Origin of the sequence: Streptomyces sp. NPDC058678, from assembly GCF_042714835.1 — a bacterium.
GTDB lineage: Bacteria > Actinomycetota > Actinomycetes > Streptomycetales > Streptomycetaceae > Streptomyces.
Genome location: NZ_JBHXSG010000034.1, coordinates 75,613 through 100,578 on the forward strand (window position 1 = coordinate 75,613; position 24,966 = coordinate 100,578).

At 71.1% G+C, this 24,966-nt stretch carries 19 protein-coding genes and 1 pseudogene; 11 read left to right on the forward strand and 9 right to left on the reverse strand.

Features of this window, described 5'->3' with window-relative positions:
• Positions 1-110: 110 nt before the first annotated feature.
• Complete coding sequence (locus ACFWWR_RS28035; protein ID WP_383869276.1) at positions 111-1,127, reverse strand: esterase-like activity of phytase family protein; 1,017 nt, start codon at positions 1,125-1,127, stop codon at positions 111-113.
• A gap of 61 nt (positions 1,128-1,188) precedes the next feature.
• Positions 1,189-2,040, reverse strand: coding sequence for a serine hydrolase (locus ACFWWR_RS28040; RefSeq protein WP_383869273.1), 852 nt, complete (start codon positions 2,038-2,040; stop codon positions 1,189-1,191).
• Positions 2,041-2,197: 157 nt separating this feature from the next.
• Between ACFWWR_RS28040 and ACFWWR_RS28045 the strand changes: the two genes are divergently transcribed.
• Both ACFWWR_RS28045 and ACFWWR_RS28050 read left to right on the forward strand, forming a co-directional pair.
• A complete protein-coding gene (locus tag ACFWWR_RS28045; RefSeq protein WP_384305979.1) occupies positions 2,198-4,411 on the forward strand; it encodes an ArnT family glycosyltransferase in 2,214 nt (737 codons plus the stop codon).
• A gap of 202 nt (positions 4,412-4,613) precedes the next feature.
• Positions 4,614-5,423, forward strand: coding sequence for an endonuclease I family protein (locus ACFWWR_RS28050; protein ID WP_383869268.1), 810 nt, complete (start codon positions 4,614-4,616; stop codon positions 5,421-5,423).
• Positions 5,424-5,454: 31 nt separating this feature from the next.
• Here the strand turns inward: ACFWWR_RS28050 and ACFWWR_RS28055 are convergent, their stop codons facing one another.
• From ACFWWR_RS28055 to ACFWWR_RS28070, 4 genes are read right to left on the reverse strand one after another with little or no spacing between them, the layout of a single operon-like run.
• On the reverse strand, positions 5,455-6,471 hold the full coding sequence (locus ACFWWR_RS28055; protein WP_383869265.1) for a phosphotransferase enzyme family protein: 1,017 nt from the start codon (positions 6,469-6,471) through the stop codon (positions 5,455-5,457).
• Between the two features lie 44 nt (positions 6,472-6,515).
• Positions 6,516-8,201, reverse strand: coding sequence for a thiamine pyrophosphate-binding protein (locus ACFWWR_RS28060; RefSeq protein ID WP_384305982.1), 1,686 nt, complete (start codon positions 8,199-8,201; stop codon positions 6,516-6,518).
• Positions 8,198-9,166, reverse strand: a complete 969-nt coding sequence (gene speB / locus ACFWWR_RS28065; RefSeq protein WP_383869260.1) for an agmatinase — start codon at positions 9,164-9,166, stop codon at positions 8,198-8,200. The genes ACFWWR_RS28060 and speB overlap by 4 nt, the downstream gene beginning before the upstream one ends.
• Positions 9,167-9,223: 57 nt before the next feature.
• Positions 9,224-10,687: a sodium:solute symporter gene (locus ACFWWR_RS28070; protein ID WP_383869258.1), complete on the reverse strand. Its 1,464-nt coding sequence runs from the start codon at positions 10,685-10,687 to the stop codon at positions 9,224-9,226.
• 122 nt (positions 10,688-10,809) lie between these two features.
• On the opposite strand from ACFWWR_RS28070, the gene ACFWWR_RS28075 reads away from it, so the two are divergent.
• Both ACFWWR_RS28075 and ACFWWR_RS28080 read left to right on the forward strand, forming a co-directional pair.
• On the forward strand, positions 10,810-12,279 hold the full coding sequence (locus ACFWWR_RS28075; RefSeq protein ID WP_383869255.1) for a PucR family transcriptional regulator ligand-binding domain-containing protein: 1,470 nt from the start codon (positions 10,810-10,812) through the stop codon (positions 12,277-12,279).
• 85 nt (positions 12,280-12,364) lie between these two features.
• The gene (locus ACFWWR_RS28080) at positions 12,365-13,153 is read left to right on the forward strand and encodes a phosphatase (RefSeq protein WP_383869252.1); all 789 of its coding nucleotides are present in this window, start codon (positions 12,365-12,367) and stop codon (positions 13,151-13,153) included.
• Between the two features lie 19 nt (positions 13,154-13,172).
• Here the strand turns inward: ACFWWR_RS28080 and ACFWWR_RS28085 are convergent, their stop codons facing one another.
• The 3 genes from ACFWWR_RS28085 to ACFWWR_RS28095 form a co-directional block, all read right to left on the reverse strand.
• The gene (locus ACFWWR_RS28085; protein ID WP_383869250.1) at positions 13,173-14,063 is read right to left on the reverse strand and encodes an acyl-CoA thioesterase; all 891 of its coding nucleotides are present in this window, start codon (positions 14,061-14,063) and stop codon (positions 13,173-13,175) included.
• A 35-nt stretch (positions 14,064-14,098) separates the two neighbouring features.
• Positions 14,099-15,256: an acyl-CoA dehydrogenase family protein gene (locus ACFWWR_RS28090; RefSeq protein WP_383869247.1), complete on the reverse strand. Its 1,158-nt coding sequence runs from the start codon at positions 15,254-15,256 to the stop codon at positions 14,099-14,101.
• A 243-nt stretch (positions 15,257-15,499) separates the two neighbouring features.
• Positions 15,500-16,129, reverse strand: coding sequence for a TetR/AcrR family transcriptional regulator (locus ACFWWR_RS28095; protein WP_383869244.1), 630 nt, complete (start codon positions 16,127-16,129; stop codon positions 15,500-15,502).
• A 95-nt stretch (positions 16,130-16,224) separates the two neighbouring features.
• Here ACFWWR_RS28095 and ACFWWR_RS28100 point away from each other — a divergent pair, with 95 nt between their 5' ends.
• The 7 genes and pseudogenes from ACFWWR_RS28100 (at position 16,225) to ACFWWR_RS28130 (ending at position 24,947) form a co-directional block, all read left to right on the forward strand.
• Entirely contained in the window at positions 16,225-17,841 is a 1,617-nt protein-coding gene (locus ACFWWR_RS28100) for a carboxyl transferase domain-containing protein (protein ID WP_384305984.1), read from the forward strand.
• A gap of 14 nt (positions 17,842-17,855) precedes the next feature.
• Positions 17,856-19,871, forward strand: a complete 2,016-nt coding sequence (locus ACFWWR_RS28105; protein WP_384305986.1) for an acetyl/propionyl/methylcrotonyl-CoA carboxylase subunit alpha — start codon at positions 17,856-17,858, stop codon at positions 19,869-19,871.
• The gene (locus tag ACFWWR_RS28110; RefSeq protein ID WP_383869235.1) at positions 19,868-20,824 is read left to right on the forward strand and encodes a hydroxymethylglutaryl-CoA lyase; all 957 of its coding nucleotides are present in this window, start codon (positions 19,868-19,870) and stop codon (positions 20,822-20,824) included. The genes ACFWWR_RS28105 and ACFWWR_RS28110 overlap by 4 nt, the downstream gene beginning before the upstream one ends.
• Before the next feature lie 6 nt (positions 20,825-20,830).
• Positions 20,831-21,991, forward strand: a complete 1,161-nt coding sequence (locus tag ACFWWR_RS28115; RefSeq protein WP_384305988.1) for an acyl-CoA dehydrogenase family protein — start codon at positions 20,831-20,833, stop codon at positions 21,989-21,991.
• Positions 21,992-22,094: 103 nt separating this feature from the next.
• Positions 22,095-22,400 (forward strand): annotated as a pseudogene (locus ACFWWR_RS28120) (hypothetical protein); the annotation flags it as partial.
• Positions 22,401-22,902: 502 nt separating this feature from the next.
• Positions 22,903-23,949 (forward strand): ABC transporter substrate-binding protein, encoded by a 1,047-nt coding sequence (locus ACFWWR_RS28125; protein ID WP_384305990.1) that lies wholly within the window; start codon positions 22,903-22,905, stop codon positions 23,947-23,949.
• Between the two features lie 131 nt (positions 23,950-24,080).
• Positions 24,081-24,947, forward strand: coding sequence for a siderophore-interacting protein (locus tag ACFWWR_RS28130; RefSeq protein ID WP_384305992.1), 867 nt, complete (start codon positions 24,081-24,083; stop codon positions 24,945-24,947).
• Positions 24,948-24,966: the final 19 nt, after the last annotated feature.

Genomic DNA, 24,966 nt, shown 5'->3' on the forward strand with positions numbered 1-24,966 from the left:
CAAAACGGGAGGCAAGAGCGTCAGACGCGACCCGCAGGTGGGTCAGACGCGTACCCGCGGGTGGGTCAGACGCGACCCGCGGGTGGGTCAGACGCGTACCCGCAGGTGGGTCAGACGCGTACCCGCAGGTAGTAGAAGCGGGTCGTCTGTACCGGGTTCTGGTTGTCGTCGCTGACCAGGAGCACCTTCAGGGCGCCCTTGTCCCGGCCCGTGATCGTCATGCCCTCGATGTTGTCGAGGAGCGGGTTCGGCTGGGGCTGCTTCGCCGTGGCGCCCAGGGTCGGGCAGGCGGCGATGTCCGCGAGCGGGGTCTTCTTGATCAGGCGTACGCCGTCCTGGCCCGTCAGGTTCTCGATGCCGCTGGTGTCGGTCGCCCGGCGCGGGTCGGCCAGGTAGAGGCGGACGGTGTTGCCGACGCCGGAGGTGAAGCCGCGTTCCAGGACGAGGAGGCGGCCGTCGGGCGTGGCCTGGACCTCGGGGACGCCGAGACCGGCGTCGACCGGGTAGGCGTACTGGGCGGCGAGCTCGAAGTGTCCGCCCTTCGTCCGCTGCCAGGTCTGGAAGCGGACGATGGTCGAGCTGTCGCCGGTCAGGGCGTACTCCATCGACGCCAGCAGGGTGCGACCGCCGGGGAGCAGCGTCAGCCCCTCGAAGGTGCCGTTGGAGACGGCCCGGCCGGCGGGGGCGACCTGGAGGGCGGGCGGCACGGGGAGGCGGTCGAGGATCTTGCCTTCGGGGCTGTAGCGACGTATCGACGGCTCGGTCTCGGAGGTGATCAGCCGGGTGCCGTCCCGGTCGATCACCAGGCCCTCGGAGTCGAGGGCGGTGCCGTTCTCGTCGGCGAGCGGGACGACGGACTTCGGCCCGAGCGTCTTCGCGTCCAGGTCGAACAGGGACGACCGGTCGGAGAGGGCAGCCAGTGAGCCGTCCTTGTCCACGGCGAGCGCGGAGAGGTTGCCGACGAAGGTGCCGTCGTACGTCGTCTTGTCGAGCGCGTCGGAGAAGCGGTCGATGGAGACGGACGGGGAGCAGGCGTTCGCGGCGGCGTGGGCGGGACCGGCGGCGGTCAGGCAGGTGGCCGCCGCCAGGGCCGCGGAGGTGGTGGCGAGTACGGTTCGCAGGCGCATGAAGGTCACGGTAGGACGGGCCGGTGACGGACGGGAGACCGGCTGGTGAAGCGTCGTGGCCTCAGCTCGCGGCGAGATCCCTGTGGACGACCTTCGCGACGCCCTGGATCGTGGCGATCCCGTAGTTCATGGTGCTGTTGCCGTGCGTGAGCACCGTGATCATGTAGTCGTGGCCGCCGCCCTTGAAGGCGCCGACGCTGTGCACCCGCCAGCCGTTGGTGGCCCGCTGCAGCCAGCCGTTCTTGACGGCGACGGAGACTCCGGACGGCACTCCGTACGGCGTTCCCCAGCGCTGCGAGGAGATGACCTGGCCCATCAGCTTGAGGATGTAGGCGCGGGAGTTGTCGCTCAGGACCGTGTTCTTCGCGGTGACGAGCTTGAGCAGCTTCTGTTCGTCGGTGACGGTGATCTGGGTCAGACCCCAGTAGCCGTTCGCGCCGGGTTTCGTCTGCGTCATCCCGGCCGCGGTGAGGAAGCCCTTGATCTTCGTCAGGCCCAGCTGCTTCCACAGCGTGCTGGTCGCGGCGTTGTCCGACTTGGTGATCATGGCCTTGGCGAGCGTGGTCTCGCGGTCGGTGAGGTAGCGGTTGTGCTTCTTCGCGTCCCACAGCAGCGTGGCGAGCACGGTGACCTTGACCACGCTGGCCGAGTCGAAGGCCGTCGAGGGGCGCAGAGTGCAGGTCGTCTTGGTGGTGCGGTCGTAGACGCCGACGGCGACCGTGCCCTTGCGGGTCGCGAGAGCCGCGGTGATGTCCTTCCTCAGCTTGTCGGCGAGGCCCGCCTTGGCGGACGTACAGCTGACGGTCGGTGTGGCAGCGGCGGCGGGCGCGGCGGCGGCCACGACGGGGATGAGCACACCCGCGCCCACGCCTGCCGCGAGCACTCTCGCGCGTCTCGATATCCCTTGAGTCATGCCCCTGTTGACTCACGAGTTCGAGGGAAAGGTTGTACGGATCGGCGCATGTGTTGGGCAAAGCCTGCGCAAGGCGTTACCCGGTCCTGTGCGAATTCACAGGCGGCAACAAGGTCCGGCACAGCGCGCACCCACCCCCACTTCGGATCATGCCCGGGTGACATCAGCCACCGATCCCCACCCCCACACGACCGCGTCCCCCGACCTGCCGCCGCCGGCCCCGCCCGCGGCGCCTCCGGACAAGGCGCCCCGCTGGTCGCTCCCCGCGCTCGTCGCGATCATGGTCCTGGCGGCGGTGCTCTACGCCTGGAACCTGTCCGGCTCGGGCCTGAACAGCTTCTACAGCGCCGCCGTGCTGAGCGGCACGCAGAGCTGGAAGGCCTGGTTCTTCGGCTCGTTGGACGCCGGGAACTTCATCACCGTCGACAAGCCGCCCTTCGCGCTGATGGTGATGGGCCTGTCGTGCCGGATCCTCGGGTACGGCACCTGGCAGATGATGGCGCCGATGATCGCGGCGGCGCTCGGCACGATCTGGATCCTGCACGCGTCCGTGAAGCGGGTGTTCGGGCACGCGGCGGCGGCCGTCGCCGCGCTGGTGCTCGCCCTCACGCCGATCACGGTCGCCATCAACCGGGACAACAACCCCGACACGCTGCTCGTGTTGCTGATGGTGGGCGGTGCGGCGCTGGCGCTGCGGGCGGTCCGCAACGACAGGTTGCTGCCGCTGATCGGCTCGGCCGTCTGCTTCGGGCTCGCCTTCAACACCAAGATGCTCCAGGGCTACATCGCCCTGCCGGCCGTCTTCGCCGTGTACGTGTACGCGTCGAGGCTCGACTGGAAGAAGAAGGCCGTCAACCTGGTCCTGGCGGCCGTGGCGCTCGCGGTCTCCAGCTTCTGGTGGGCGGCGGCCGTGTCCCTGGTACCCGCCTCCGAACGGCCGTACATCGGCGGCTCGACCGACGGCACCGCCTGGAACCTGATCATGGGCTACAACGGCCTGGGCCGGATCTTCGGCGGCGAGGGCAACGGCGGGGGCGGCGGGGGCGGCGGCTTCTCCGGTACGGCCGGACTCGGACGCCTCTTCAACGACATCCTCGGCGGCCAGATCTCCTGGCTGATCCCCTTCGCGGCGATCGCCTGCGCCGGCGGTCTCGTCCTGTGCGGCCGCACCTCGCGCACCGACCTGACCCGGGCCGCGCTGGTGCTGTGGGGCGGCTGGACCGCCCTGCACTACCTGACGTTCGCCATGGCCGAGGGCACCATGCACCCGTACTACACGACCGCGCTCGCCCCGGGCATCGCGGCGCTGTGCGGAAGCGGCGGCGTCATGCTGCTGCGCGCCTTCCGCGCCGACAGGCGCTGGGCGTGGGTCCTGCCGGCGGCCCTGGCCGTCACGGCGATCTGGTCCGTCGTACTCCTGCGCCGGGCCTCCGGCTGGAACACCTGGCTGTGGCCGGCGATCGCGGTGGTCATGGCGCTGGCGATCACGGGTCTGCTCGTCTTCCGCTCCGGCAACCGGGTACGGCTGCTGGCGGCCTCGGTGGTCGCGGCGATCGTCGCCGCGGTGGCGGGCCCGGCGGCGTACGCCTGGTCGGTGCCGTCCGGTTCGGGCGGCGGGGGCGGAATGGGCGGCGGTACGAACCCGACCGCCGGGCCGTCGACGGGCAGCGGCTTCGGCGGCGGCGCGGGCGGTGGCCCCGGCGGTGCGGGCGGCGGGCGGGGCGGCTTCGGCGGCGGTGAGATGCCGGACGGTGGTACGCAGCAGGGTGGTCAGGCGGGCAGCCAGGCGGGCGGTCAGCAGCCGGGCCAGGACAGCGGGGGTCAGATGACGCCCGGCGGCGGCAACGGTGAACTGCCCGGCGGCCAGAGCGGCCAGGCTCCCGGCGGTACCGGTGCGACGGGCGGTACGCCGCCCGGAGGCACCGGCGGGGCCGTCGGCGGCGGCACCGGCCGGGGCGGCGACCTGGGCGGCGCGAGCAGCGAGCTCGTCTCGTATCTGGAGAAGCACCAGGACGGCGCCAAGTGGCTGCTGGCGGTGTCGAGTTCGCAGAGTGCCGCGCAGCTGATCGTGAGCAGCGGCGAGCCCGTCATCTCCATGTGGGGCTGGTCCGGCAGCGACAAGGCGATGACCCTCGCGAGGCTCAAGGAACTGGTGAAGAAGGGCGAGCTGCACTACATCCAGCTCGGTGGCGGCGGCATGGGCGGTGACTCCGGCATCAGCTCCGAGGTCACGGAGTGGGTGCAGAAGAACGGGACGGCGGTGAAGGAGAGCGAGTACAGCTCCTCCGCCACCAACTCCAGCTCGGACACGCCCTCGTCCACGCAGAACCAGTCGACGGTCTACCGTCTGGACGCGTCGGACGTCGGCTGATCCGGCCCACACGGCCCACACCGCCCCAAGGGCCCCTGACCCACGGTCAGGGGCCGTTTTGGTATGTCAACTCGCGTAGACAAGGGGCACATTGTCGGTTCCAGTCACCTGATGGACATGTTCGATTCATGGACACGCTCGCATGTCCATGTCACGATCCCGATTGCCTGCTCATTCAACCCGCGTAGAACGGACACCCCCGATGCCCGTGACCCCCATACGCACGCGCCGCTGGAAGCCCCTGGCGCTCGCCGTCTCCGCCGTCATGGTCGCTCTCGCCGCCCCCGCGCTGACCGCGACCCCGGCCGCGGCCACGACGACCGCGTACGACACGACGTACTACAAGAACGCGGTCGGCAAGACGGGGACGAGCCTCAAGTCCTCGCTGCACACGATCATCACCCCCCAGACGAAGCTCTCGTACTCGGCCGTCTGGGAAGCGCTGAAGGTCACCGACCAGGACCCGAACAACACCAGCAACGTCAAGCTGCTCTACTCCGGAATCTCCCGCAGCAAGACCCTGAACGGCGGCAACACCGGCAACTGGAACCGTGAGCACGTGTGGGCGCAGTCCCACGGCGACTTCGGCACCTCGGCCGGTCCCGGCACCGACCTGCACCATCTGCGCCCCGAGGACGTGCAGGTCAACAGCATCCGCGGCAACAAGGACTTCGACAACGGCGGCAGCAGCTTCACCAACTCCGGCGGCAGCCTCACCGACTCGAACTCCTTCGAGCCCCGCGCAGCGGTCAAGGGCGACGTGGCCCGCATGATCCTCTACATGGCCGTCCGCTACGAGGGCGACGACAGCTGGCCCGACCTGGAGCCCAACGATGCCGTGACCAACGGCAGCGTCCCCCTCCACGGCCGCCTCTCGGTCCTCAAGGCCTGGAACGAGGCGGACCCGCCGGACGCCTTCGAGGAGCGCCGCAACCAGGTCATCTACGACACCTACCAGAAGAACCGCAACCCGTTCATCGACCACCCGGAGTGGGTCGAGGCGATCTGGTAGCAGCAGGGCAGTAGGGGCCCGGCCGAAGAGATCAGGCCGGGCCCTCCACCGCTTCCGCCAGACGGGACACGGCGGCCAGGTCCGGCAGTTTCCGCAGCGAGGCGACGACCTGATCGCCCGCGAACTCGCGCTGCTCGGCGGTCACGGTCGGATCGACCGCGCACTCGGCTTGTACGCGGACGTAGTTCAGGTCCGTCGCGAACAGCATCGAGAACGAGTCCAGACCCTTGAGGACCCCGGGGCCTTCGGCATCCTGATACGCCCGCACCAACCGCTGTGCGGATGCGGCGTGGAAGTCGTTCCCGCCCGCCCACACGTACACGGCACGGGCGAGTTCGCGTTCCGCCGATATGACCCCGGCGTTGTCCCAGTCGAGGAGAACCGGCCCAGCCGCGCCGACCAGCACGTTCTGGGGCCGCATGTCGAGATGGGACGTGACCACGTCACCGGGGTCGGACGGGGTGACATGCCGCGCCAACTCCGCCGCCGACGTGGCGATGAACCGGCCCAGCGCGTCCGCCCAGGGCATGCCGGCGCGCCGGGTCTCCTGGTGCAGCTTCTCCCAGTCAGCCTCCTGAGGGCACCGCTCGTACCAGGCACTCGGCGCCCCGACGGCGGGGCCGGCTCCGGCCCGGTGGAGAAGGGCCAGGGTCCGGCCGCACCAGCTCAGCATCTCCGGATCGGAAGCGTCCGCCTCCGTCCCCTCGACCCAGTCGTACAGCTTCACGTACGACCCGCCCAGCGAGGGCGTGAGCTGTGAAACGTGCGCACCGTCGCGGTTCGGCAGGAGGCGCGGCGAGGAGATCCCCAGCTTCTCGGAGGCGTTCCGCAGTGCCGCCTCCCGGTCGACCTGCCGCTCGTCACAGCCGAAGAGCAGCTCCTTCACCGCCCAAGAGCCGTTGCCGCTGCCGTTGCCGCTACTGTCGCCGTTCCCAGGCCCGGACAGCTTCCAGATCTGCCCCAGCGCCCCCCGGGTGACGGGCGTCGTCGTCCACGGGCCGGTGCCGAGCGCGTAGGTGTCGGCGATGAAGTCGGCTGCGCTCTGCATGGGGGGCCTCTCCGGATGAGTGGTGGGCCCCCAGGATTTCACCCTCAGCCGAGATGCGTCGGTGCGAACATCCGCAGTACCGCCGGGAGAACGACCACCGCCGGGCCGGGGGACGCCAGCGCCTTCGCCAGGTCGTCCGCCAGGGTCTGCGGGGTCGTACGCACCCCCGGCACCCCGAACGACTCGGCCAGCGCCACATAGTCCGGGCGGGTCAGTTCCGTCGCCGTCGCCTCGCCGAAGGCGTCGGTCATGTACTCGCGCAGGATGCCGTAGCCGCCGTCGTCGACGATCAGCCAGGTGACGTTCAGGTCGTACTGGCGGGCCGTGGCCAGTTCGGCGATCGAGTAGAGGGCGCCGCCGTCGCCGGAGACCGCGAGCACCGGGCGGGTGGGGTCGGCGGCCGCCGCGCCCAGAGCCGCGGGGAAGGCGTAGCCGAGGCCGCCGGCGCCCTGGGCCGAGTGCATGGTGTTCGGGGACTTCGCGTCGAAGGCCGACCAGGCCCAGTAGGACAGAATCGTCATGTCCCAGAAGGACGGGGAGTCGGCGGGCAGTGCCTTGCGGACGGCCGCCAACACGTCCTGTTCCAGGGTGAGTTCCTGGGCATCGATGCGTTCGCGCACCCGCGAGAGCAGTTCCCGGACGCGCTCCTGGACCGTCTCGTCCTGCCTCGGCTCGACCGTCTCCAGCAGTGCCTGGAGCGCCAGGCGCGCGTCCGCGTGGATGCCCAGCGCCGGGTGGTTGGACTCCAGTTTGCCGAGGTCCGCCTCGATCTGGACGACCCGGCCGCGTGGCTTGAACGTGTGGTAATTGGAGGAGAGTTCACCCAGGCCCGAGCCGACGACGAGGAGGACGTCCGCGTCCTCCAGGAAGTCCGTGGTGTGGCGGTCCTCCAGCCAGGACCGGAGGGACAGCGGGTGCTTCCAGGGGAACGCGCCCTTGCCGCCGAAGGTGGTCACGACCGGGGCCTGGAGCTTCTCCGCCAGCTGCTTCAGCTTGCCCGACGCGTCCGCGCGTACGACTCCCCCGCCCGCGATGATCGCCGGGCGGGCGGCGCGGGACAGCAAGTCGGCCGCCACCGCGGTCAGTTCGGGGCGCGGGGGGAGTTCCTCGGGGAAGGCGTCGCCGCCGGTCACCACGGGGATCGCCGTCTCGGCCAGCAGGACGTCCTGCGGGATCTCCACCCACACCGGGCCGTGCGGGGCCGTCAGCGCCGACTTCCACGCCTCCGCGATCGCGGACGGGATCTGCGACTGGGCGCGGACCGTGTGAACCGACTTCACGACGCCCCGGAACGAGGCCGACTGGTCCGGCAGTTCGTGCAGATAGCCGTGGCGGCCGCCGCCCAGTCCCGCCGTCGGGATCTGGCTGCTGATCGCCAGGACGGGGGCGGAGGCGGCCGCCGCCTCCTGCAAGGCGGCGAGCGAGGTCAGCGCGCCCGGGCCCGTCGACAGCAGCAGCGGGGCCGCCTCGCCCGTGATCCGGCCGTACGCGTCCGCCGCGAAGCCCGCGTTGTTCTCCACCCGCAGGCCGATGTACCGCAGGTCGGAGCGGCGCAGGGCGTCGAACATGCCGAGGGCGTGCTGGCCGGGCAGACCGAACACCGTCGTCGCGCCGAGCCCGGCCAGCGTCTCCACGACCAGGTCTCCGCCGTTCCGCCCGGGGGGCGGGTTCAGGGCGGCTGATGTCTGGGCGGCCGTCGGACGGAGCTCCAGGTCGTGGTCGTGAGTCACTTCGCGCGGGCCTCTGCAATCTGGCGGGACATGATGGTGGTCAGTTCGTACGCCGTGTGCGATGCCGCCACCGACGTGATCTCCGCGTGATCGTACGCGGGGGCCACCTCGACGACGTCCGCCGAGACCAGGTTGCAGGACGCCAGGCCGCGCAGGATCTCCAGCAGCTCGCGGGAGGTCATGCCGCCCGCCTCCGGGGTGCCGGTGCCGGGTGCGTGCGCCGGGTCGAGGCAGTCGATGTCGATGGAGATGTAGAGGGGACGGTCGCCGACGCGCTGGCGCAGCTGGTCCGCGACCTCGTCGGCGCCGCGCCGGTAGACGTCCGCCGACGTGACGATGCCGAAGCCCATCTTCTCGTCGTCGGTCAGGTCCTGCTTGCCGTACAGCGGGCCGCGGGTGCCGACGTGGGAGAGGGCGGAGGTGTCGAGGATGCCCTCCTCCACCGCCCGCCGGAAGGGGGTCCCGTGCGTGTACTCCGCGCCGAAGTACGTGTCCCAGGTGTCGAGGTGGGCGTCGAAGTGCAGCAGCGCCACCGGGCCGTGCCTCCTCGCGACCGACCGCAGCAGCGGCAGCGCGATGGTGTGGTCGCCGCCCAGGGTCATGAGGCGGGCGCCCGTGCCGAGCAGTTCGTCCGCCGCCGCCTCGATCGTGTCCACGGCCTCGTGGATGTCGAACGGGTTCACCGCGATGTCACCGCCGTCCGCGACCTGCGCGAGCGCGAACGGGGACGCGTCCTGCGCCGGGTTGTACGGCCGCAGCAGCCGGGACGCCTCGCGGATCGCGTTGCCGCCGAAGCGCGCGCCGGGCCGGTACGAGACGCCCGAGTCGAACGGCACCCCGACCACGGCGACGTCGGCACGGCCGACCTCGTCGAGGCGGGGCAGCCGGGCGAAGGTCGCGGGGCCGGCGTACCGCGGGACGCGGGACGAGTCGACGGGGCCGCGGGGTGTCTCGTTGCCGCTCATGGAGTGCTGCCTTCTTTCCTACGCTTCGTCGCGTATGTACTGCTTCTTCTGACGACTCTACTGGGGAGCCGGAACCGGTTCTGGGGTGAGTTCGGGGGTGCCGTGACCGGCGAGGCGCTCGCGCCAGGCGGCGAGGACGGCCGCGTCGGTGGGCTTCGTCGCCAGGGAGATGACGAGGTACGCGGCGAGGGACGACAACAGGCCGTAGTAGACGGGCTCGTTGGCGAGGATGCCGTAGGCCGCCATCAGGCCGATGACCGCCAGGCCACCGACGACGACGGCGGCGAGGGCGCCCTGGACCGTGCCCCGCTTCCACAGCAGGCCGCCGAGGATCGGGACGAGGAGGCCGCCGACCAGGAGGTTGTAGGCGACGGTCAGCGCTTCGACGACGTTGTTCAGCGCGATGGCGGTACCGATCACGGCCACACCCATGACGAGGATGAAGGCGCGGTTGCCCCTGACCTCGTCGTGCTCGTCCCGCGGCCCCCGCGCGGCTCCTCGCAGCCGCGACCAGATGTCGTTGTTGGCGACGGTAGCGCAGGCGATGAGCGCGCCGGAGGACGTCGACATGACCGCCGCGAGTGCCGCGGCCAGCACCAACCCCCGTACTCCGACCGGGAGTTCGTCCTTCACGATCGTCGCGAAGGCGTCGTCCGCGTTGGCCAGGTTCGGGTAGAGGACCTTGGCGGCCGTACCGATGACGGCGCCGGCGAGGGCGTACACGAGACAGTAGGTACCCGCGACGGTGCCGCCCCACTTCGCCGTCGTGTCGCTGCGCGCGGTGAACACCCGCTGCCAGATGTCCTGACCGATGAGCATGCCGAACGTGTAGATCAGCACGTAGGTGAAGATCGTCTCGCCGCCGATGCCCAGCGGGTCGAAGTACCCGGTGGGGAGCTGCGCCCTCATCTCGCCGAAGCCGCCCGCCTTCACGACGGCGATGGGCAGGAGCAGCAGCAGGACGCCGATGGTCTTCACCACGAACTGCACCATGTCCGTCAGCGTGATCGACCACATGCCGCCGAGTGTCGAGTACGCGACGACGATCGAGCCGCCGAGGACGATCGCGACCGTGCGGTTCATGTCGAAGAGGACGTCGAAGATCGTGGCGTACGCGATGGTCGACGTGACGGCGAGCATGAGGGTGTACGCCCACATGACGACGCCGGAGATGACCCCCGCCCGGCCGCCGTACCGAAGGTCCAGCATCTCGGAGACCGTGTAGACCTTGAGGCGGGCGATGCGGGCGGAGAAGAAGACGGAGAGCGCCAGGAGCCCGAGGCCGATCGTGAAGACCATCCAGGCTCCGGACAGGCCGTACTGGTAGCCGAGGCCCACGCCGCCGATGGTGGACGCGCCGCCGAGGACGATCGCCGCCATGGTGCCGGAGTACATCGTGGGGCCCAGGCGCCGGCCCGCCACCAGGAACTCGCTCTTCGACCTGGCGCGGCGCATGCCCCACCAGCCCATGGCCAGCATGCCGGCCAGATAGACGACGATCACTGCGTAGTCGACGGCCATGGGCCCCACCCTTCTTCGCGGTCGTACCGCCGGTTCGTGGGTTGACCCTAGGTGGCTGAAAAGAGCCTCGGAAGTGTACGTTTCATCCATTCGAGCCGCTTCGAGTGGAGGGAACGTCCACCGTGCCGGAGCCCGCCGTCCCTCCCACCCCACCGGTCCCCCTGGCGGCCCTCCTCGCCCGCGAGGACCTCGCCCTGCGGCAGATCGCGGGCCCCCTCGACGCGGACATCGTCATCCACTGGGCGCACACCTCGGAGATGGCGGACCCGTACCCGTACCTGCTCGGCGGCGAGCTGCTGCTGACCGCCGGGGTGCACATCCCGGAGGCGGCGGGCTCCGGGACGTACTTCGACGACTATGTCTCGCGGATCGTCGCGGCGGGCGGCGCGGCCCTCGGCTTCGGGCTGGCGCCGGTGCACGACACGGTGCCGCGGGCGCTGGTCGCGGCCTGCGAGGCGTACGAACTGCCGCTGCTGGAGGTCCCGCCGCAGACCACCTTCTCGGGCGTGGCCCGCGCGGTCTGGCAGCTGATGGCCCAGGCCCGCCTGGCCGAACTCCGCCGCGTCACCGAGGCCCAGCAGAGCCTGGCCGCCGCGGCCTCCCGCCCCGACCCGGTCCCCTCCGTCCTACGACAACTCGCCCAACGCATCGGCGGCCGGGCGGTGCTGTACGGGCCGGAGGGGACGGAGATCGCGGCGGCGGAGAGAGCGGGGCAGGGGGATGCCGCACTGAGGACGGATGTGCGGGAGGCGCTGGCCGAGCTGACCCGGAACCTCGCCGGGCGCGGCTCCGCCACCACCGCCACCGACACCGTCGCCGGCACCCGCCTCGCCGCCTACGCCCTCGGTGCCGGTCAGGGGTTCGTGCTCGGGGTCGCGGCGCCGGGCCGCGAACCCGGCGATCACACCATCGCCTCCGTCGCCGCCGTGCTGCTCGCGCTGCTCACCGGCGAGCATCAGAGCGGTACCGGGGCGGCGAGGTCCTCGGCGCTCGTACGGCTGCTGCTGGGTGCCGCGCCGGAGAAGGTCGCACCACTGCTCGGCGGCGAGAGGTGGGTCGTCGTGCACGCGGCGCCGGAGGGTCACGCTCCCGACGCCGTGGCGGCCTCCGCGCTGGGCGCGTCGCTCGGCTCCCCACTGGTCGACCTGGCGCGGGACGTCGTACGGGTGTTGGTGCCGGCCGATCGCGAACCGGCGCCGCAGCCGGGCTGGACGCTGGGCGTCAGCGCCGCCGTCGGTCCCGGCGAGTGGGCGTCCGCCGACGCCCATGCGGGCCGGGCCCTCGCCCGGGCCCGGGCCACCCGCGCACCGCTGGTCCGGCACGGCGCCCGCCCGGCCCTCGCCGACCTGGTCCCCGAGGAGGAGGCCGAGGCGCACGCCCGGGCGCTGCTGGCGCCGCTCACGCCCGTGCTCGCCGAGACGCTGCGCAGCTGGCTGTCGCTGCACGGCAGCTGGGACCGTACGGCGGTGGCGCTGGCCGTGCACCGCAACACCGTGCGGCAGCGCATCGCCCGGTGTGCGGCGCTGCTGGCGGCGGACCTGGACGATCCGGACGTGCGGATGGAGCTGTGGTTCGCGCTGCGACGGCTCTGACCTCGCTGTGGATCCTCCACGTGACCCACGTCGCAGCGGGCGGGACGACGGGTGTTCGCCCAGCGCTCTGCCTCACAATGGGGGCATGCCGATATCCGGGACACCCAGCCGCGACGAGCTCGTCGAGCACCTTGTGAAGACCCGTATCGCGGGCGACGTCGCCACCCCGCGTGAGAACAACCTCTCCCACTACCGCCAGCTCGCCAACGGCGTCCGCAACTTCTGGCTCGGCCTGGAGCTCGGCGACCGCTGGACGGACGAGCAGGACGTGCTCGCGGTGATGGCGGAGCGGGTGGGTGTCAACGACGACCCGGAGTACCGCTACGGTCAGGACACCATCGACCCCGATCTCACGGTGGCCGGCCTGGAGCGCATGGCGGGCCGGCTGCGCAAGGCGGCGGACGGGCAGCAGCGGGTCCTGTTCGCGACCGGACACCCGGGCGGCCTGCTGGACGTGCACCGGGCCACGGCCGCCGCGCTGCGCACGGCGGGCTGCGAGATCGTGGTCATCCCGGACGGGCTGCAGACGGACGAGGGGTACGTCATGCAGTTCGCGGACGTGGCGGTCCTGGAGCACGGCGCCACCCTGTGGCACACGCACTCCGGCGAGCCGATGAAGGCCATCCTCACCGCTCTTGAGCGGTCCGGCCGCCCGCTGCCCGACCTGGTCGTCGCCGACCACGGCTGGGCGGGCTACGCCGGACAGCACGGCGTGGACTCCGTCGGGTACGCCGACTGCAACGACCCGGCGCTGTTCCTCGCCGAGGCGGAGGGCACGGTCCAGGTGTCGGTCCCGCTCGACGATCATGTGGTCAGCCCGCGGTACTACGACCCGATGACGGCGTACCTGCTGTCGGAGGCGGGGCTGGCCTAGGCCCTGCTGACGACAGGGCCTAGGAACTGGCCTGGGGAGCCGTCACCCTGGGGGCGCGGACCACGCCCTCCTGGATGACCGAGATGGCGAGCTGCCCGTCCTGCGTGTAGATGCGGGCCTGACCGAGGCCGCGGCCGCCGTGGGCCGACGGTGACTCCTGGTCGTAGAGGAGCCATTCGTCGGCGCGGAACGGGCGGTGGAACCACATCGCGTGGTCCAGGGAGGCCCCGACGACGTCACCGACCGCCCAGCCGCCGCGGCCGTGTGCGAGCAGGACCGAGTCGAGCAGCGTCATGTCGGAGACGTACGTGGCGAGGACGACGTGCAGGAGGGGGTCGTCCGCGAGTTTGCCGTTGGTGCGGAACCACACCTGGGAGTGCGGCTCACGCGGCTCGCCGAAGGTGCCGTACGGCGGTTCGTCGACGTAGCGCAGGTCGATCGCCTCGCGGGCCTCCAGGAACTTCTCCACGACCTCGGGGGCGAGGTGGCCGTAGCCGCGCAGCCGCTCCCCGGAGGTGGGCAGCGTGACCGGGTCGGCGGAGGGCGGCATGGGGGCCTGGTGCTCGAAGCCCTCCTCGTGCCGCTGGAAGGAGGCGGACAGCGCGAAGATCGGCTGTCCGTGCTGGACGGCGACGACGCGGCGCGCGGTGAAGGAGCGGCCGTCGTTCATGCGGTCGACCGTGTAGACGATCGGCGCGCCGGGGTCGCCGGGGCGCAGGAAGTACGCGTGGAGCGAGTGGGCGAGGCGGTCCTCGGGGACCGTCCGCCCCGCGGCGACGAGTGCCTGGGCCGCGACCTGCCCGCCGAAGACGCGGGGGACGACGGCGGACCGGGACCGGCCGCGGAAGATGTTCTCCTCGATCTGCTCGATGTCGAGCAGATCGAGGAGACTCTGCAATGCCTGACTCATGCAGTCATTTCTACTGGTCAGTGTTTTCCGGGACCTTACAGACCCATGTCCTTCGCGATGATCGACTTCATGATCTCGCTGGTGCCGCCGTAGATGCGGTTGACGCGGTTGTCCGCGTACAGGCGGGCGATCGGGTACTCGTTCATGAAGCCGTAGCCGCCGTGCAGCTGGAGGCAGCGGTCGATCACGCGGTGCGCGACCTCGGTGCAGAACAGCTTGGCGCTGGCGGCCTCGGCGGGGGTCAGCTCGCCCGCGTCGAGGGCCTCGAGCGCGCGGTCGGCGACGGCCTCGGCCGCGTCCACCTCGGCCTGGCACGCGGCCAGCTCGAACTTGGTGTTCTGGAAGGAGGCGACGGTCTTGCCGAAGACGGTGCGGTCCTGCACGTACTCCTTGGCGAACCGGACCGCGGCCTTGGCCTGCGCGTAGGCGCCGAAGGCGATGCCCCAGCGCTCGGAGGCCAGGTTGTGGCCGAGGTAGTAGAAGCCCTTGTTCTCCTCGCCGAGGAGGTCCTCGACGGGCACCTTCACGTCGACGAACGCGAGCTCGGCGGTGTCGGAGGTCTTCAGGCCGAGCTTGTCGAGCTTGCGGCCGATGGAGTAGCCCTCGGACTTGGTGTCCACGGCGAACAGGGAGATGCCGAAGCGGCGGTCCTCGGCGGTGGGCGCGGAGGTGCGGGCGCAGACGATCACGCGGTCGGCGTGGACGCCGCCGGTGATGAAGGTCTTGGAGCCGTTGAGGACGTAGTGCGTGCCGTCCTCGCTCAGCTTGGCGGTGGTCTTCATGCCCGCGAGGTCGGAGCCGGTGCCCGGCTCGGTCATCGCGAGGGCCCACATCTCCTCGCCGGAGACGAACTTCGGCAGGAAACGCTTCTTCTGCTCGTCGGTGGCGAGCATCTTGATGTACGGCAGGCCGAGCAGCACGTGCACGCCGGAGCCGCCGAACTGGACGCCCGCGCGGGCCGTCTCCTCGTACATCACGGCTTCGAACTTGTACGAGTCGATGCCGGCGCCGCCGTACTCCTCGTCCACGCGGATGCCGAAGACGCCGAGCTCGGCGAGCTTGTAGTAGAAGTCGCGCGGCGCCTGGCCGGCCGCGAACCACTCGTCGTAGACGGGGACGACCTCGGCCTCGATGAAGGCGCGCAGGGTCTCCCGGAACGCCTCGTGATCCTCGCTGAACACCGTACGGCGCACCGCCGCCACCTCCACGTACTCTCGGGCATGTCTAAGCGCTTGCTCATCCACGGTACCGGCGAGTAGGAAGCCGCGTCCAGACCAGCCCGTACGTAACGCTCGTCACGCCATGGCCGATCCGCGACCCGCCGGGGGCCTGAGCACCCGCCCGTTGACACTCCGGGATTCCCCGAGGGCCGAGCTCGGTCCTCGGGGAAGCCCGTCGCACTTCCACGCCCCGCCGCCCGGCGCACCCCTGTCTTCCTACGCCGAAGGCTGAGGCGCGGGCCCCGCCTGCCACTCCGCCCCCGCCGCCCCGAACGCCCCCCGCGCCATCCGGTGCAGCAACCCCGCCGTGACCCCCCGCCCCGGCAGCGCCCCCGGCCGCCCGAGGTGCGGCGTCGAGTTCAGCAGCCCGAACACCGAGTGCACGGCGGAGCGCGCCGTCGGCTCGCCGAGCGCCGGGTAGACCTCCCGCACCACCTCCACCCACAGCTCGACGTACTGCCGCTGCAGCTGGCGCACCAGCTTGCGGTCGCTGTCCCGCAGGCGGTCCAGCTCGCGGTCGTGCAACGTGATCAGTGGGCGGTCGTCGAGGGCGAAGTCGATGTGGCCCTCGATGAGGGAGTCGAGGAGGGCCTCGGCACCCACGCCGTCCGCCTCCTGGACACGTCGCTTCGCTCCGGTCAGGAGCTGCCCGCTGATCCCGACCAGCAGCTCGGCCAGCATCGCGTCCTTGCCGGCGAAGTGACGGTAGAGACCGGGGCCGCTGATGCCGACCGCGGCTCCTATCTCGTCGACACCGACGCCGTGGAAACCGCGGTCGGCGAACAGCCGCGCGGCCTCTTTGAGGATCTGCTCGCGGCGGGTGGGGGCGTCGGTTCTGGTGGCCATGGAACCAATTCTAGACAGGGAGGTTAGCGGTCGTTAACCTGATGGAAATGGTTAACGCTCATTAACAGTCGATCGCTGGGTGAGGGGACCGCAGGATGCACGAGGCAGCAGAGCTGACGAGCGCGGCAGATCCCGCGTCGGAGGCCTGGCAGGCCAACGAGAACGCCCACCTCGCACTCGTCGAGGAGCTGCGCGGAAAGCTCGCCGCGGCCCGGCTGGGCGGCGGTGAGAAGGCGCGGGCGCGGCACACCGCGCGCGGGAAGCTGCTGCCCCGGGACCGGGTCGACACGCTCCTCGACCCGGGCTCCCCCTTCCTGGAGCTGGCGCCCCTCGCGGCCGACGGGATGTACGACGGACAGGCCCCGGCCGCCGGTGTCATCGCCGGGATCGGCCGGGTCAGCGGGCGCGAGTGCGTGATCGTCGCCAATGACGCCACCGTCAAGGGTGGGACGTACTACCCGATGACGGTGAAGAAGCACCTGCGCGCGCAGGAGGTGGCGCTGGAGAACCGCCTCCCCTGCCTCTACCTCGTGGACTCCGGCGGCGCCTTCCTGCCGATGCAGGACGAGGTGTTTCCCGACCGGGAGCACTTCGGGCGGATCTTCTACAACCAGGCCCGGATGTCGGGGGCGGGGATCCCGCAGATCGCCGCGGTGCTCGGCTCGTGCACGGCCGGCGGGGCGTACGTCCCCGCGATGAGCGACGAGGCCGTGATCGTGCGGAACCAGGGGACGATCTTCCTCGGCGGTCCCCCCCTCGTGAAGGCCGCCACCGGCGAGGTCGTCACCGCCGAGGAGCTCGGCGGCGGAGAGGTGCACGCGCGGGTGTCCGGCGTCACCGACCACCTCGCGGAGGACGACGCGCACGCCCTGCGGATCGTGCGGACCATCGCCGCCACGCTCCCTGGGCGCGGCCCCCTGCCCTGGGAGGTGACCGAAGCGACCGAGCCCAAGGTCGACCCGCACGGGCTGTACGGAGCCGTGCCGGCCGACTCCCGCACCCCCTACGACGTACGCGAGATCATCGCGCGCGTGGTCGACGGCTCCCGGTTCGCCGAGTTCAAGTCCGAGTTCGGGCAGACCCTCGTCACCGGCTTCGCCCGCATCCAGGGCCACCCGGTGGGGATCGTCGCTAACAACGGCATCCTGTTCTCCGAGTCCGCCCAGAAGGGCGCCCACTTCATCGAGCTGTGCGACCAGCGCGGGATCCCGCTCGTCTTCCTGCAGAACATCTCCGGCTTCATGGTCGGCAAGGACTACGAGGCCGGCGGCATCGCCAAGCACGGCGCCAAGATGGTGACGGCGGTGGCGTGCACGCGCGTGCCGAAGCTGACCGTCGTGGTCGGCGGGTCGTACGGAGCGGGGAACTACTCCATGTGCGGCCGGGCCTACTCCCCCCGCTTCCTGTGGATGTGGCCCAACGCCAAGATCTCGGTCATGGGCGGCGAACAGGCCGCGTCCGTCCTCGCGACCGTCAAGCGGGACCAGTCGGAGGCCCGCGGGGAGGTGTGGCCCACGGAGGAGGAAGAGGCGTTCAAGGCACCGATCCGCGCGCAGTACGAGCGCCAGGGCAACGCCTACTACGCCACCGCCCGGCTGTGGGACGACGGCGTCATCGACCCGCTCGACACCCGGCAGGTGCTGGGGCTGGCTCTGACCGCTTGTGCGAACGCCCCGCTGGGTGACCCCCAGTTCGGCGTCTTCCGGATGTGAGGGACTTCCACACGATGTTCGACACAGTGCTTGTGGCCAACCGTGGTGAGATCGCCGTCCGCGTCATCCGTACGCTGCGGTCGCTCGGCGTGCGCTCGGTGGCCGTCTTCTCCGACGCGGACGCGGACGCGCGGCACGTCCGCGAGGCCGACACGGCCGTACGGATCGGTCCGGCGCCGGCCGCCGAGAGCTATCTGTCCGCCGAGCGGCTGCTGGCGGCGGCCGCCCGCACCGGCGCCCAGGCCGTCCACCCCGGCTACGGCTTCCTCGCCGAGAACGCCGGCTTCGCGCGCGCGTGCACCGACGCCGGGCTCGTCTTCATCGGGCCACCCGCCGAGGCGATCGCGCTCATGGGCGACAAGATCCGCGCCAAGGAGACGGTGAAGGCGGCCGGCGTGCCGGTCGTCCCCGGATCGAGCGGCAGCGGGCTCACGGACGCGCAACTGGCCGACGCCGCCCACGAGATCGGCATGCCGGTGCTGCTGAAACCGAGCGCGGGCGGGGGCGGCAAGGGCATGCGGCTGGTGCGCGACCCCGCGGTGCTCGCCGACGAGATCGCCGCCGCCCGCCGTGAGGCCCGCACCTCCTTCGGTGACGACACGCTCCTCGTCGAGCGGTGGGTCGACCGGCCCCGGCACATCGAGATCCAGGTCCTGGCGGACGGCCACGGACACGTGGTCCACCTGGGCGAGCGCGAGTGCTCCCTCCAGCGCCGCCACCAGAAGATCATCGAGGAGGCGCCCAGCGTGCTCCTCGACGACAAGACCCGCGCGGCGATGGGCGAGGCGGCGGTACAGGCAGCGCGCTCGTGCGGGTACGCGGGCGCGGGCACGGTCGAGTTCATCGTCCCCGGGAACGACCCGTCGTCGTACTACTTCATGGAGATGAACACCCGCCTCCAGGTGGAACACCCGGTCACCGAGCTGGTCACCGGCCTCGACCTGGTCGAGTGGCAGTTGCGGGTCGCGGCGGGCGAGCCGCTGCCCTTCGGGCAGGAGGACGTCGAGCTCACCGGGCACGCCGTCGAGGCCCGTATCTGCGCCGAAGACCCCCTGCGCGGGTTCCTGCCCTCCGGGGGCACGGTGCTCAGGCTCCACGAGCCGCAGGGCGACGGGGTCCGCACCGACTCCGGGCTCAGCGAGGGCACCGAGGTCGGCAGCCTGTACGACCCGATGCTGTCCAAGGTGATCGCCTACGGGCCGGACCGGGCGACCGCGCTCAGGAAGCTCCGGGCGGCCCTCGCGGAGACGGTCACGCTGGGCGTGCCGACCAACGCCGGGTTCCTGCGGCGGCTGCTCGCGCATCCGGCGGTGATGGCGGGCGACTTGGACACGGGGCTGGTGGAGCGGGAGGCCGAAGGGCTCGTCCCGGCCGACGTACCGCGGGAGGTCTACGCGGCGGCGGCGCTGCTGCGCCAGGCCGCCCTCGGCGGGGAAGGGACCGGCTGGAGAGACCCGTTCTCCGCCACGAACGGCTGGCGTCTGGGCGGGGAACGGGCGTGGACGGCGCACCACCTGCGGGTGGCCGGGCACGACCCGTGCACGGTCCGCGTGCGCAGCACGCCGGACGGCGGGACGGAAGTACTCCTCGAGGGCACGGAGGTACCCCTCCCGGTACGCGGGGGCCCGCCCCCGGGCGAGGGCGGCCCGGCCCGCTTCACCGTCCACCTCGACGGCGTCGCCCACACCTTCGCCGCGCTGCCGGGCGGCACCTGGCTGGGCCGTGACGGCGATGCCTGGCAGGTGCGCGACCACGACCCGGTCGCCGCCTCGCTCACCCGGGCCGGGCACGCGGGCGCCGACTCGCTGACCGCGCCCATGCCCGGCACGGTCACCGTCGTGAAGGTCGCCGTGGGCGACGAGGTCACCGCCGGGCAGAGCCTGCTGGTCGTCGAGGCGATGAAGATGGAGCACGTCATCTCCGCCCCGCACGCCGGCACGGTCGCCGAACTGGACGTGGCGCCGGGGTCGACGGTCGCCATGGACCAGGTACTGGCGGTCATCACGCCGGTGGAGGAGGAGACCGCATGAGCACTTCGGAACCGGGCCTGCCCATGGTCGTACCGGCCCCGGGCCTGCCCGCCCGCGTCCGCATCCACGAGGTCGGCGCGCGCGACGGCCTGCAGAACGAGAAGAGCACCGTCCCGACGGAGGTCAAGGCGGAGTTTGTGCGCCGGTTGGCCGACGCGGGCCTGACGACCATCGAGGCCACCAGCTTCGTACACCCGAAGTGGGTGCCTCAACTGGCCGACGCCGAGCAGCTGTTCCCACTCGTGAGCGATCTGGAGGTGGCGCTTCCGGTCCTCGTGCCGAACGAACGCGGCCTGGACCGGGCCCTGGCGCTGGGCGCCCGCCGCGTCGCCGTCTTCGCCAGCGCCACCGAGTCCTTCGCCAAGGCCAACCTCAACCGCACGGTCGACGAGGCGCTGGCCATGTTCGAGCCGGTGGTGGCGCGGGCGAAGGCGGCGGACGTGCACGTCCGCGGCTACCTGTCGATGTGCTTCGGCGACCCGTGGGAGGGCGCGGTACCGGTCCCCCAGGTCGTGCACGTCTGCCGAGCCCTCCTCGACATGGGCTGCGACGAGCTGAGCCTGGGCGACACGATCGGGGTGGCGACGCCGGGCCACGTCCTCGCGCTGCTCACCGAGCTCACCGAACAGCGGGTTCCCACCGACGCGTTGGGCGTGCACTTCCACGACACGTACGGCCAGGCCCTCGCCAACACCCTGGCGGCGCTCCAGTACGGCGTCACCACGGTCGACGCCTCGGCGGGCGGCCTCGGCGGCTGCCCGTACGCGAAGTCCGCGACCGGCAACCTCGCCACCGAAGACCTCGTGTGGATGCTTCAGGGTCTCGGCATCGACACCGGGGTCGACCTCGGCCACCTCGTCACCACGAGCGCGTGGATGGCCGGGCAACTGGGCCGACCCAGCCCTTCTCGTACCGTCCGAGCCTTGTCTCACAAGGACCCCAAGGAGCAGTGACCTGTCATGGACCACCGTCTCTCCCCAGAGCTGGAGGAACTCCGCCGCACGGTCGAGGAGTTCGCCCACGACGTCGTCGCCCCCAAGATCGGCGACTTCTACGAGCGGCACGAGTTCCCGTACGAGATCGTCCGCGAGATGGGCCGCATGGGCCTGTTCGGGCTGCCGTTCCCGGAGGAGTACCGCGGCATGGGCGGCGACTACCTCGCCCTCGGCATCGCGCTGGAGGAACTCGCGCGCGTCGACTCCTCGGTGGCGATCACGCTGGAGGCGGGCGTCTCGCTGGGCGCGATGCCGATCCACCTGTACGGCACGGAGGCGCAGAAGCGGGAATGGCTCCCGCGTCTGTGCACGGGCGAGATGCTCGGCGCGTTCGGCCTCACCGAACCGGACGGCGGCTCGGACGCGGGCGCGACGCGCACGACGGCCCGCCTGGACGAGGCGACGAACGAGTGGGTGATCAACGGCACCAAGTGCTTCATCACCAACTCGGGCACGGACATCACGGGCCTGGTGACGGTCACGGCGGTCACGGGCCGCAAGCCGGACGGCAGTCCGCGCATCTCCGCGATCATCGTCCCTTCGGGCACCCCGGGCTTCTCGGTCGCGGCACCCTACTCGAAGGTCGGCTGGAACGCCTCGGACACCCGCGAGCTGTCGTTCTCGGACGTCCGGGTCCCGGCGGCGAACCTGCTGGGCGAGGAGGGCCGGGGCTACGCCCAGTTCCTGCGCATCCTCGACGAGGGCCGGATCGCCATCGCGGCGCTGGCCACGGGCCTCGCCCAGGGCTGCGTGGACGAGTCGGTGACATACGCGAAGGGACGCCACGCCTTCGGCCGGCCCATCGGCGCCAACCAGGCCATCCAGTTCAAGATCGCCGACATGGAGATGAAGGCCCACACCGCCCGCCTCGCCTGGCGCGACGCGGCGTCCCGCCTGGTGTCCGGCGACCCCTTCAAGAAGGAGGCCGCCCTGGCGAAGCTCTACTCCTCGACGATCGCGGTGGACAACGCCCGCGACGCCACCCAGATCCACGGCGGCTACGGCTTCATGAACGAGTACCCGGTCGCCCGCATGTGGCGCGACTCCAAGATCCTGGAGATCGGCGAGGGCACGAGCGAGGTCCAGCGCATGCTGATCGCGCGGGAGTTGGGCCTGACGGGTTGAGTGCCGGGCGCCGGCTCGCGTCCGCGCGGAAACGGGCCGGCGAGGTCCACTCGGCCCGGTTGCCTCAGGATGATCCGCGTTCGACGCCGAGGGCCGCCACGCCGACGGCGCCGCCCTCTCCCTCGTCGCCGAGCTGACCTCCGACTCCACCAAGGACGCGGACTGGCTCGACAAGCTGGACACGTACGGGCGGATCGTGCCGGTGTACCTCGTGCTCGACATGCAGGTGCAGGAGGTCTCGGTCTTCTGGGACCCGTCTCCGAAGGGATACCGATCGCGGACCAACGTCCCGTTCGGGAGGCCTGTGCGGGTTCCCGCTCCCTTCGGCTTCGAGCTGGACACCTCGGGGTTCCTTCGCCGCGCACCTGAAACCGAGCTTGAAGCGGATTCCGGTCACGTCCCCGAGTGAACTGGCTCTGACGGGCTGTAACGGCATCGCCCACGGCAACATGCCGTCGTCGTCCGCGGGTTCGCGGCTGGTGGGGCCCCAGGGCCGCGAGGGGGTAGTTGCTCGCGAACTGCCTGAGAAACCACGGGGGAACGACGGCGACCACGCCCAGGACGAGGTTCGCGGCGCCGGGGAGCACCCAGGGAAGCCGAGGCGATGACATAGCTGACGACGGCAGTGGACGTCCCTGCCAGCCGCGCCACGTCATCCCCGCCGCAGGGGCGAAGAGGCGGGCCCCGTACGGGAGTTCACCGGCATGATTCCGCAGGAGCCGTTCCGCGGGGCCCGGCCCGTTTGTGGCTCGCCTCACAGAAGTCTCGGGTATCGCCATCCACAGCCGGGGAACAGGTACCGGGTGTCCTCTGGACAGCGTGCAAGGTTAGGCTAACCTAAGCCTGATTCCAGCCACCCGCAGGCGCGGACCCCCCAGTGGCCCCCGTACGCACGAAAGCAGACCCACCCCATGCCGAACGCCACAACCGCCAACTTCTCCCGCCGCGGGCTGCTCGCCACCGGTGGCGCGCTCGGCCTCGGCGCCTTCCTCGCCGCGTGCGGCGACAGCGACTCGGAGAGCAGCGGCTCGGACTCGACGGCATCCGCGAAGGCCTCCGGCCCCTGGACCTTCAAGGACGACCGCGGCACGACCGTGAAGCTGGACAAGGCCCCCGCCAACATAGTCGCCTTCACCGGCGTCGCCGCCGCCCTCCACGACTACGGCATCTCGGTCAAGGGCGTGTTCGGCCCCACCAAGACGGCGGACGGCAAGGCCGACGTCCAGGCCGGCGACATGGACATCAGCAAGCTCACCGTCCTCGGCAACGCCTGGGACCAGTTCAACGTCGAGAAGTACGCGGCCCTCGCGCCCGACGTCCTGATCTCCACGATGTTCGACGACGCCGGCACCCTCTGGTACGTGCCCGAGGCGTCGAAGGACAAGATCGCCCAACTCGCCCCGAGCGTCGGCATCTCCGTCTACGACCGCCAGCTCACCCAGCCGCTGGAGCGCATGTGGCAGCTGGCCGAGTCCCTCGGCGGCGACCTGACGTCCACCAAGGTGACGGACGCCAAGAAGGCCTTCGAGGCGGCCGCCACCCGCCTCCGCGCGGCCGCCAAGGCCAAGCCCGACATCAAGGTGATGGCCGGTTCCGCCAGCGCGGAGCTGTTCTACGTCTCCGGCACCAACCTCTCCATCGACCTGGAGTACTTCAAGGCCCTCGGCGTGAACTTCGTCGAGCCCTCGGAGAGCGCCAAGAAGGTCGGCGGCGGCTGGTTCGAGTCGCTGAGCTGGGAGAACGTCGACAAGCACAAGGCCGACATCATCATGATGGACGACCGCTCCTCCACCATCCAGCCGGCCGACATCACCGAGGCCACCTGGAAGAAGCTGCCCGCCGTCAAGGCCGGCCAGGTCATCGCGCGCTCCCCCGAGCCGATCCTGTCCTACGCCAAGTGCACGCCGCTGCTCACCAGCCTCGCCGAGGCGCTGGAGAAGGCGAAGAAGGTCAGCTGATCAGGGGTGGCTGAGCTCCCCGGGTGACTGCGGGCCGGTTGCGGCCGGTCGCGCCCCGCGGCGAAGCCGCATATCGGCCCAGCCCCGCGCCCCCAGGTACCTGTACCTGACGTCGATTCAGGAGTCACCGCATGACCACCGCCGCGGCCGCCCCGTTCCGTTTCTTCTCCCTCCAGGTCGTACGGACGAGGCGGCTCGGCCCGTCTCTGGTCCGGGTCACCTTCGACGGCCCCGACCTCCGCGACTTCCACTCCGACGGACAGGACCAGTCCCTGTCGCTGTTCATCCCGCACCCCGGCCAGAGCGAGCCCCGCGTACCGATCGAGCTGGGTGAGGGCTGGTGGCAGGGCTGGCGCGAACTCCCTGACGACGTGCGGGCGGTGATGCGCTCGTACACGCTCCGCGCGCTGCGGCGGGACACCGACGGTCACACGGCCGAGATCGACATCGACTTCGTGCTGCACGGCGTCGAGCCGGACGCGGCCATCGAGGCCGGCCCCGCCTCCCGGTGGGCCGCGGGCGCCACAGCCGGCGACAAGGTCGTCCTGCTGGGCCCGGCGATCGCGGACAACCGGGCGATCCGCTTCCGCCCGCCCGAGGACACCGACCTGGTGGTGATCTGGGGCGACGAGACCGCCGTGCCCGCCGCCTGCTCCATCGTCGAGTCGCTGCCGGCCGGCCTCCGCGCCCGGGTCTGGCTGGAGGTCCCGCACGCCGGTGACATCCAGGACGTGGTGACGGCGGCGGACGCCGAGATCACCTGGCTGGTGCAGGAGGAGAAGGCCGCCCAGAGCCCGCCCCTGGCTCTCAGCGCCCTCCGCGACACCAGGTTCCCGCCCGCCGCGCACCCGTACGTCTGGATCGCGGGCGAGTCCGGGTGCGTGAAGGAGCTGCGCCGGCACTTCGTGCGCGAGCGCGAGTTCGACCGCCGCAGAGTCACCTTCGTCGGCTACTGGCGACAGGGCCTGACCGAGGAGCAGCTGCGCGAGCAGGAATGACCCGATACGACCAACTTGT

What these genes read in the sequence shown, in the direction of transcription:
- ACFWWR_RS28035 (WP_383869276.1), bottom strand. Translation starts at nt 1,127, where the DNA reads ATGCGCCTGCGAACCGTACTCGCCACCACCTCCGCGGCCCTGGCGGCG.
- ACFWWR_RS28040 (WP_383869273.1), bottom strand. Translation starts at nt 2,040, where the DNA reads ATGACTCAAGGGATATCGAGACGCGCGAGAGTGCTCGCGGCAGGCGTG.
- ACFWWR_RS28050 (WP_383869268.1), top strand. Translation starts at nt 4,614, where the DNA reads ATGCCCGTGACCCCCATACGCACGCGCCGCTGGAAGCCCCTGGCGCTC.
- ACFWWR_RS28055 (WP_383869265.1), bottom strand. Translation starts at nt 6,471, where the DNA reads ATGCAGAGCGCAGCCGACTTCATCGCCGACACCTACGCGCTCGGCACC.
- speB (WP_383869260.1), bottom strand. Translation starts at nt 9,166, where the DNA reads ATGAGCGGCAACGAGACACCCCGCGGCCCCGTCGACTCGTCCCGCGTC.
- ACFWWR_RS28070 (WP_383869258.1), bottom strand. Translation starts at nt 10,687, where the DNA reads ATGGCCGTCGACTACGCAGTGATCGTCGTCTATCTGGCCGGCATGCTG.
- ACFWWR_RS28080 (WP_383869252.1), top strand. Translation starts at nt 12,365, where the DNA reads ATGCCGATATCCGGGACACCCAGCCGCGACGAGCTCGTCGAGCACCTT.
- ACFWWR_RS28085 (WP_383869250.1), bottom strand. Translation starts at nt 14,063, where the DNA reads ATGAGTCAGGCATTGCAGAGTCTCCTCGATCTGCTCGACATCGAGCAG.
- ACFWWR_RS28095 (WP_383869244.1), bottom strand. Translation starts at nt 16,129, where the DNA reads ATGGCCACCAGAACCGACGCCCCCACCCGCCGCGAGCAGATCCTCAAA.
- ACFWWR_RS28100 (WP_384305984.1), top strand. Translation starts at nt 16,225, where the DNA reads ATGCACGAGGCAGCAGAGCTGACGAGCGCGGCAGATCCCGCGTCGGAG.
- ACFWWR_RS28105 (WP_384305986.1), top strand. Translation starts at nt 17,856, where the DNA reads ATGTTCGACACAGTGCTTGTGGCCAACCGTGGTGAGATCGCCGTCCGC.
- ACFWWR_RS28110 (WP_383869235.1), top strand. Translation starts at nt 19,868, where the DNA reads ATGAGCACTTCGGAACCGGGCCTGCCCATGGTCGTACCGGCCCCGGGC.
- ACFWWR_RS28115 (WP_384305988.1), top strand. Translation starts at nt 20,831, where the DNA reads ATGGACCACCGTCTCTCCCCAGAGCTGGAGGAACTCCGCCGCACGGTC.
- ACFWWR_RS28125 (WP_384305990.1), top strand. Translation starts at nt 22,903, where the DNA reads ATGCCGAACGCCACAACCGCCAACTTCTCCCGCCGCGGGCTGCTCGCC.
- ACFWWR_RS28130 (WP_384305992.1), top strand. Translation starts at nt 24,081, where the DNA reads ATGACCACCGCCGCGGCCGCCCCGTTCCGTTTCTTCTCCCTCCAGGTC.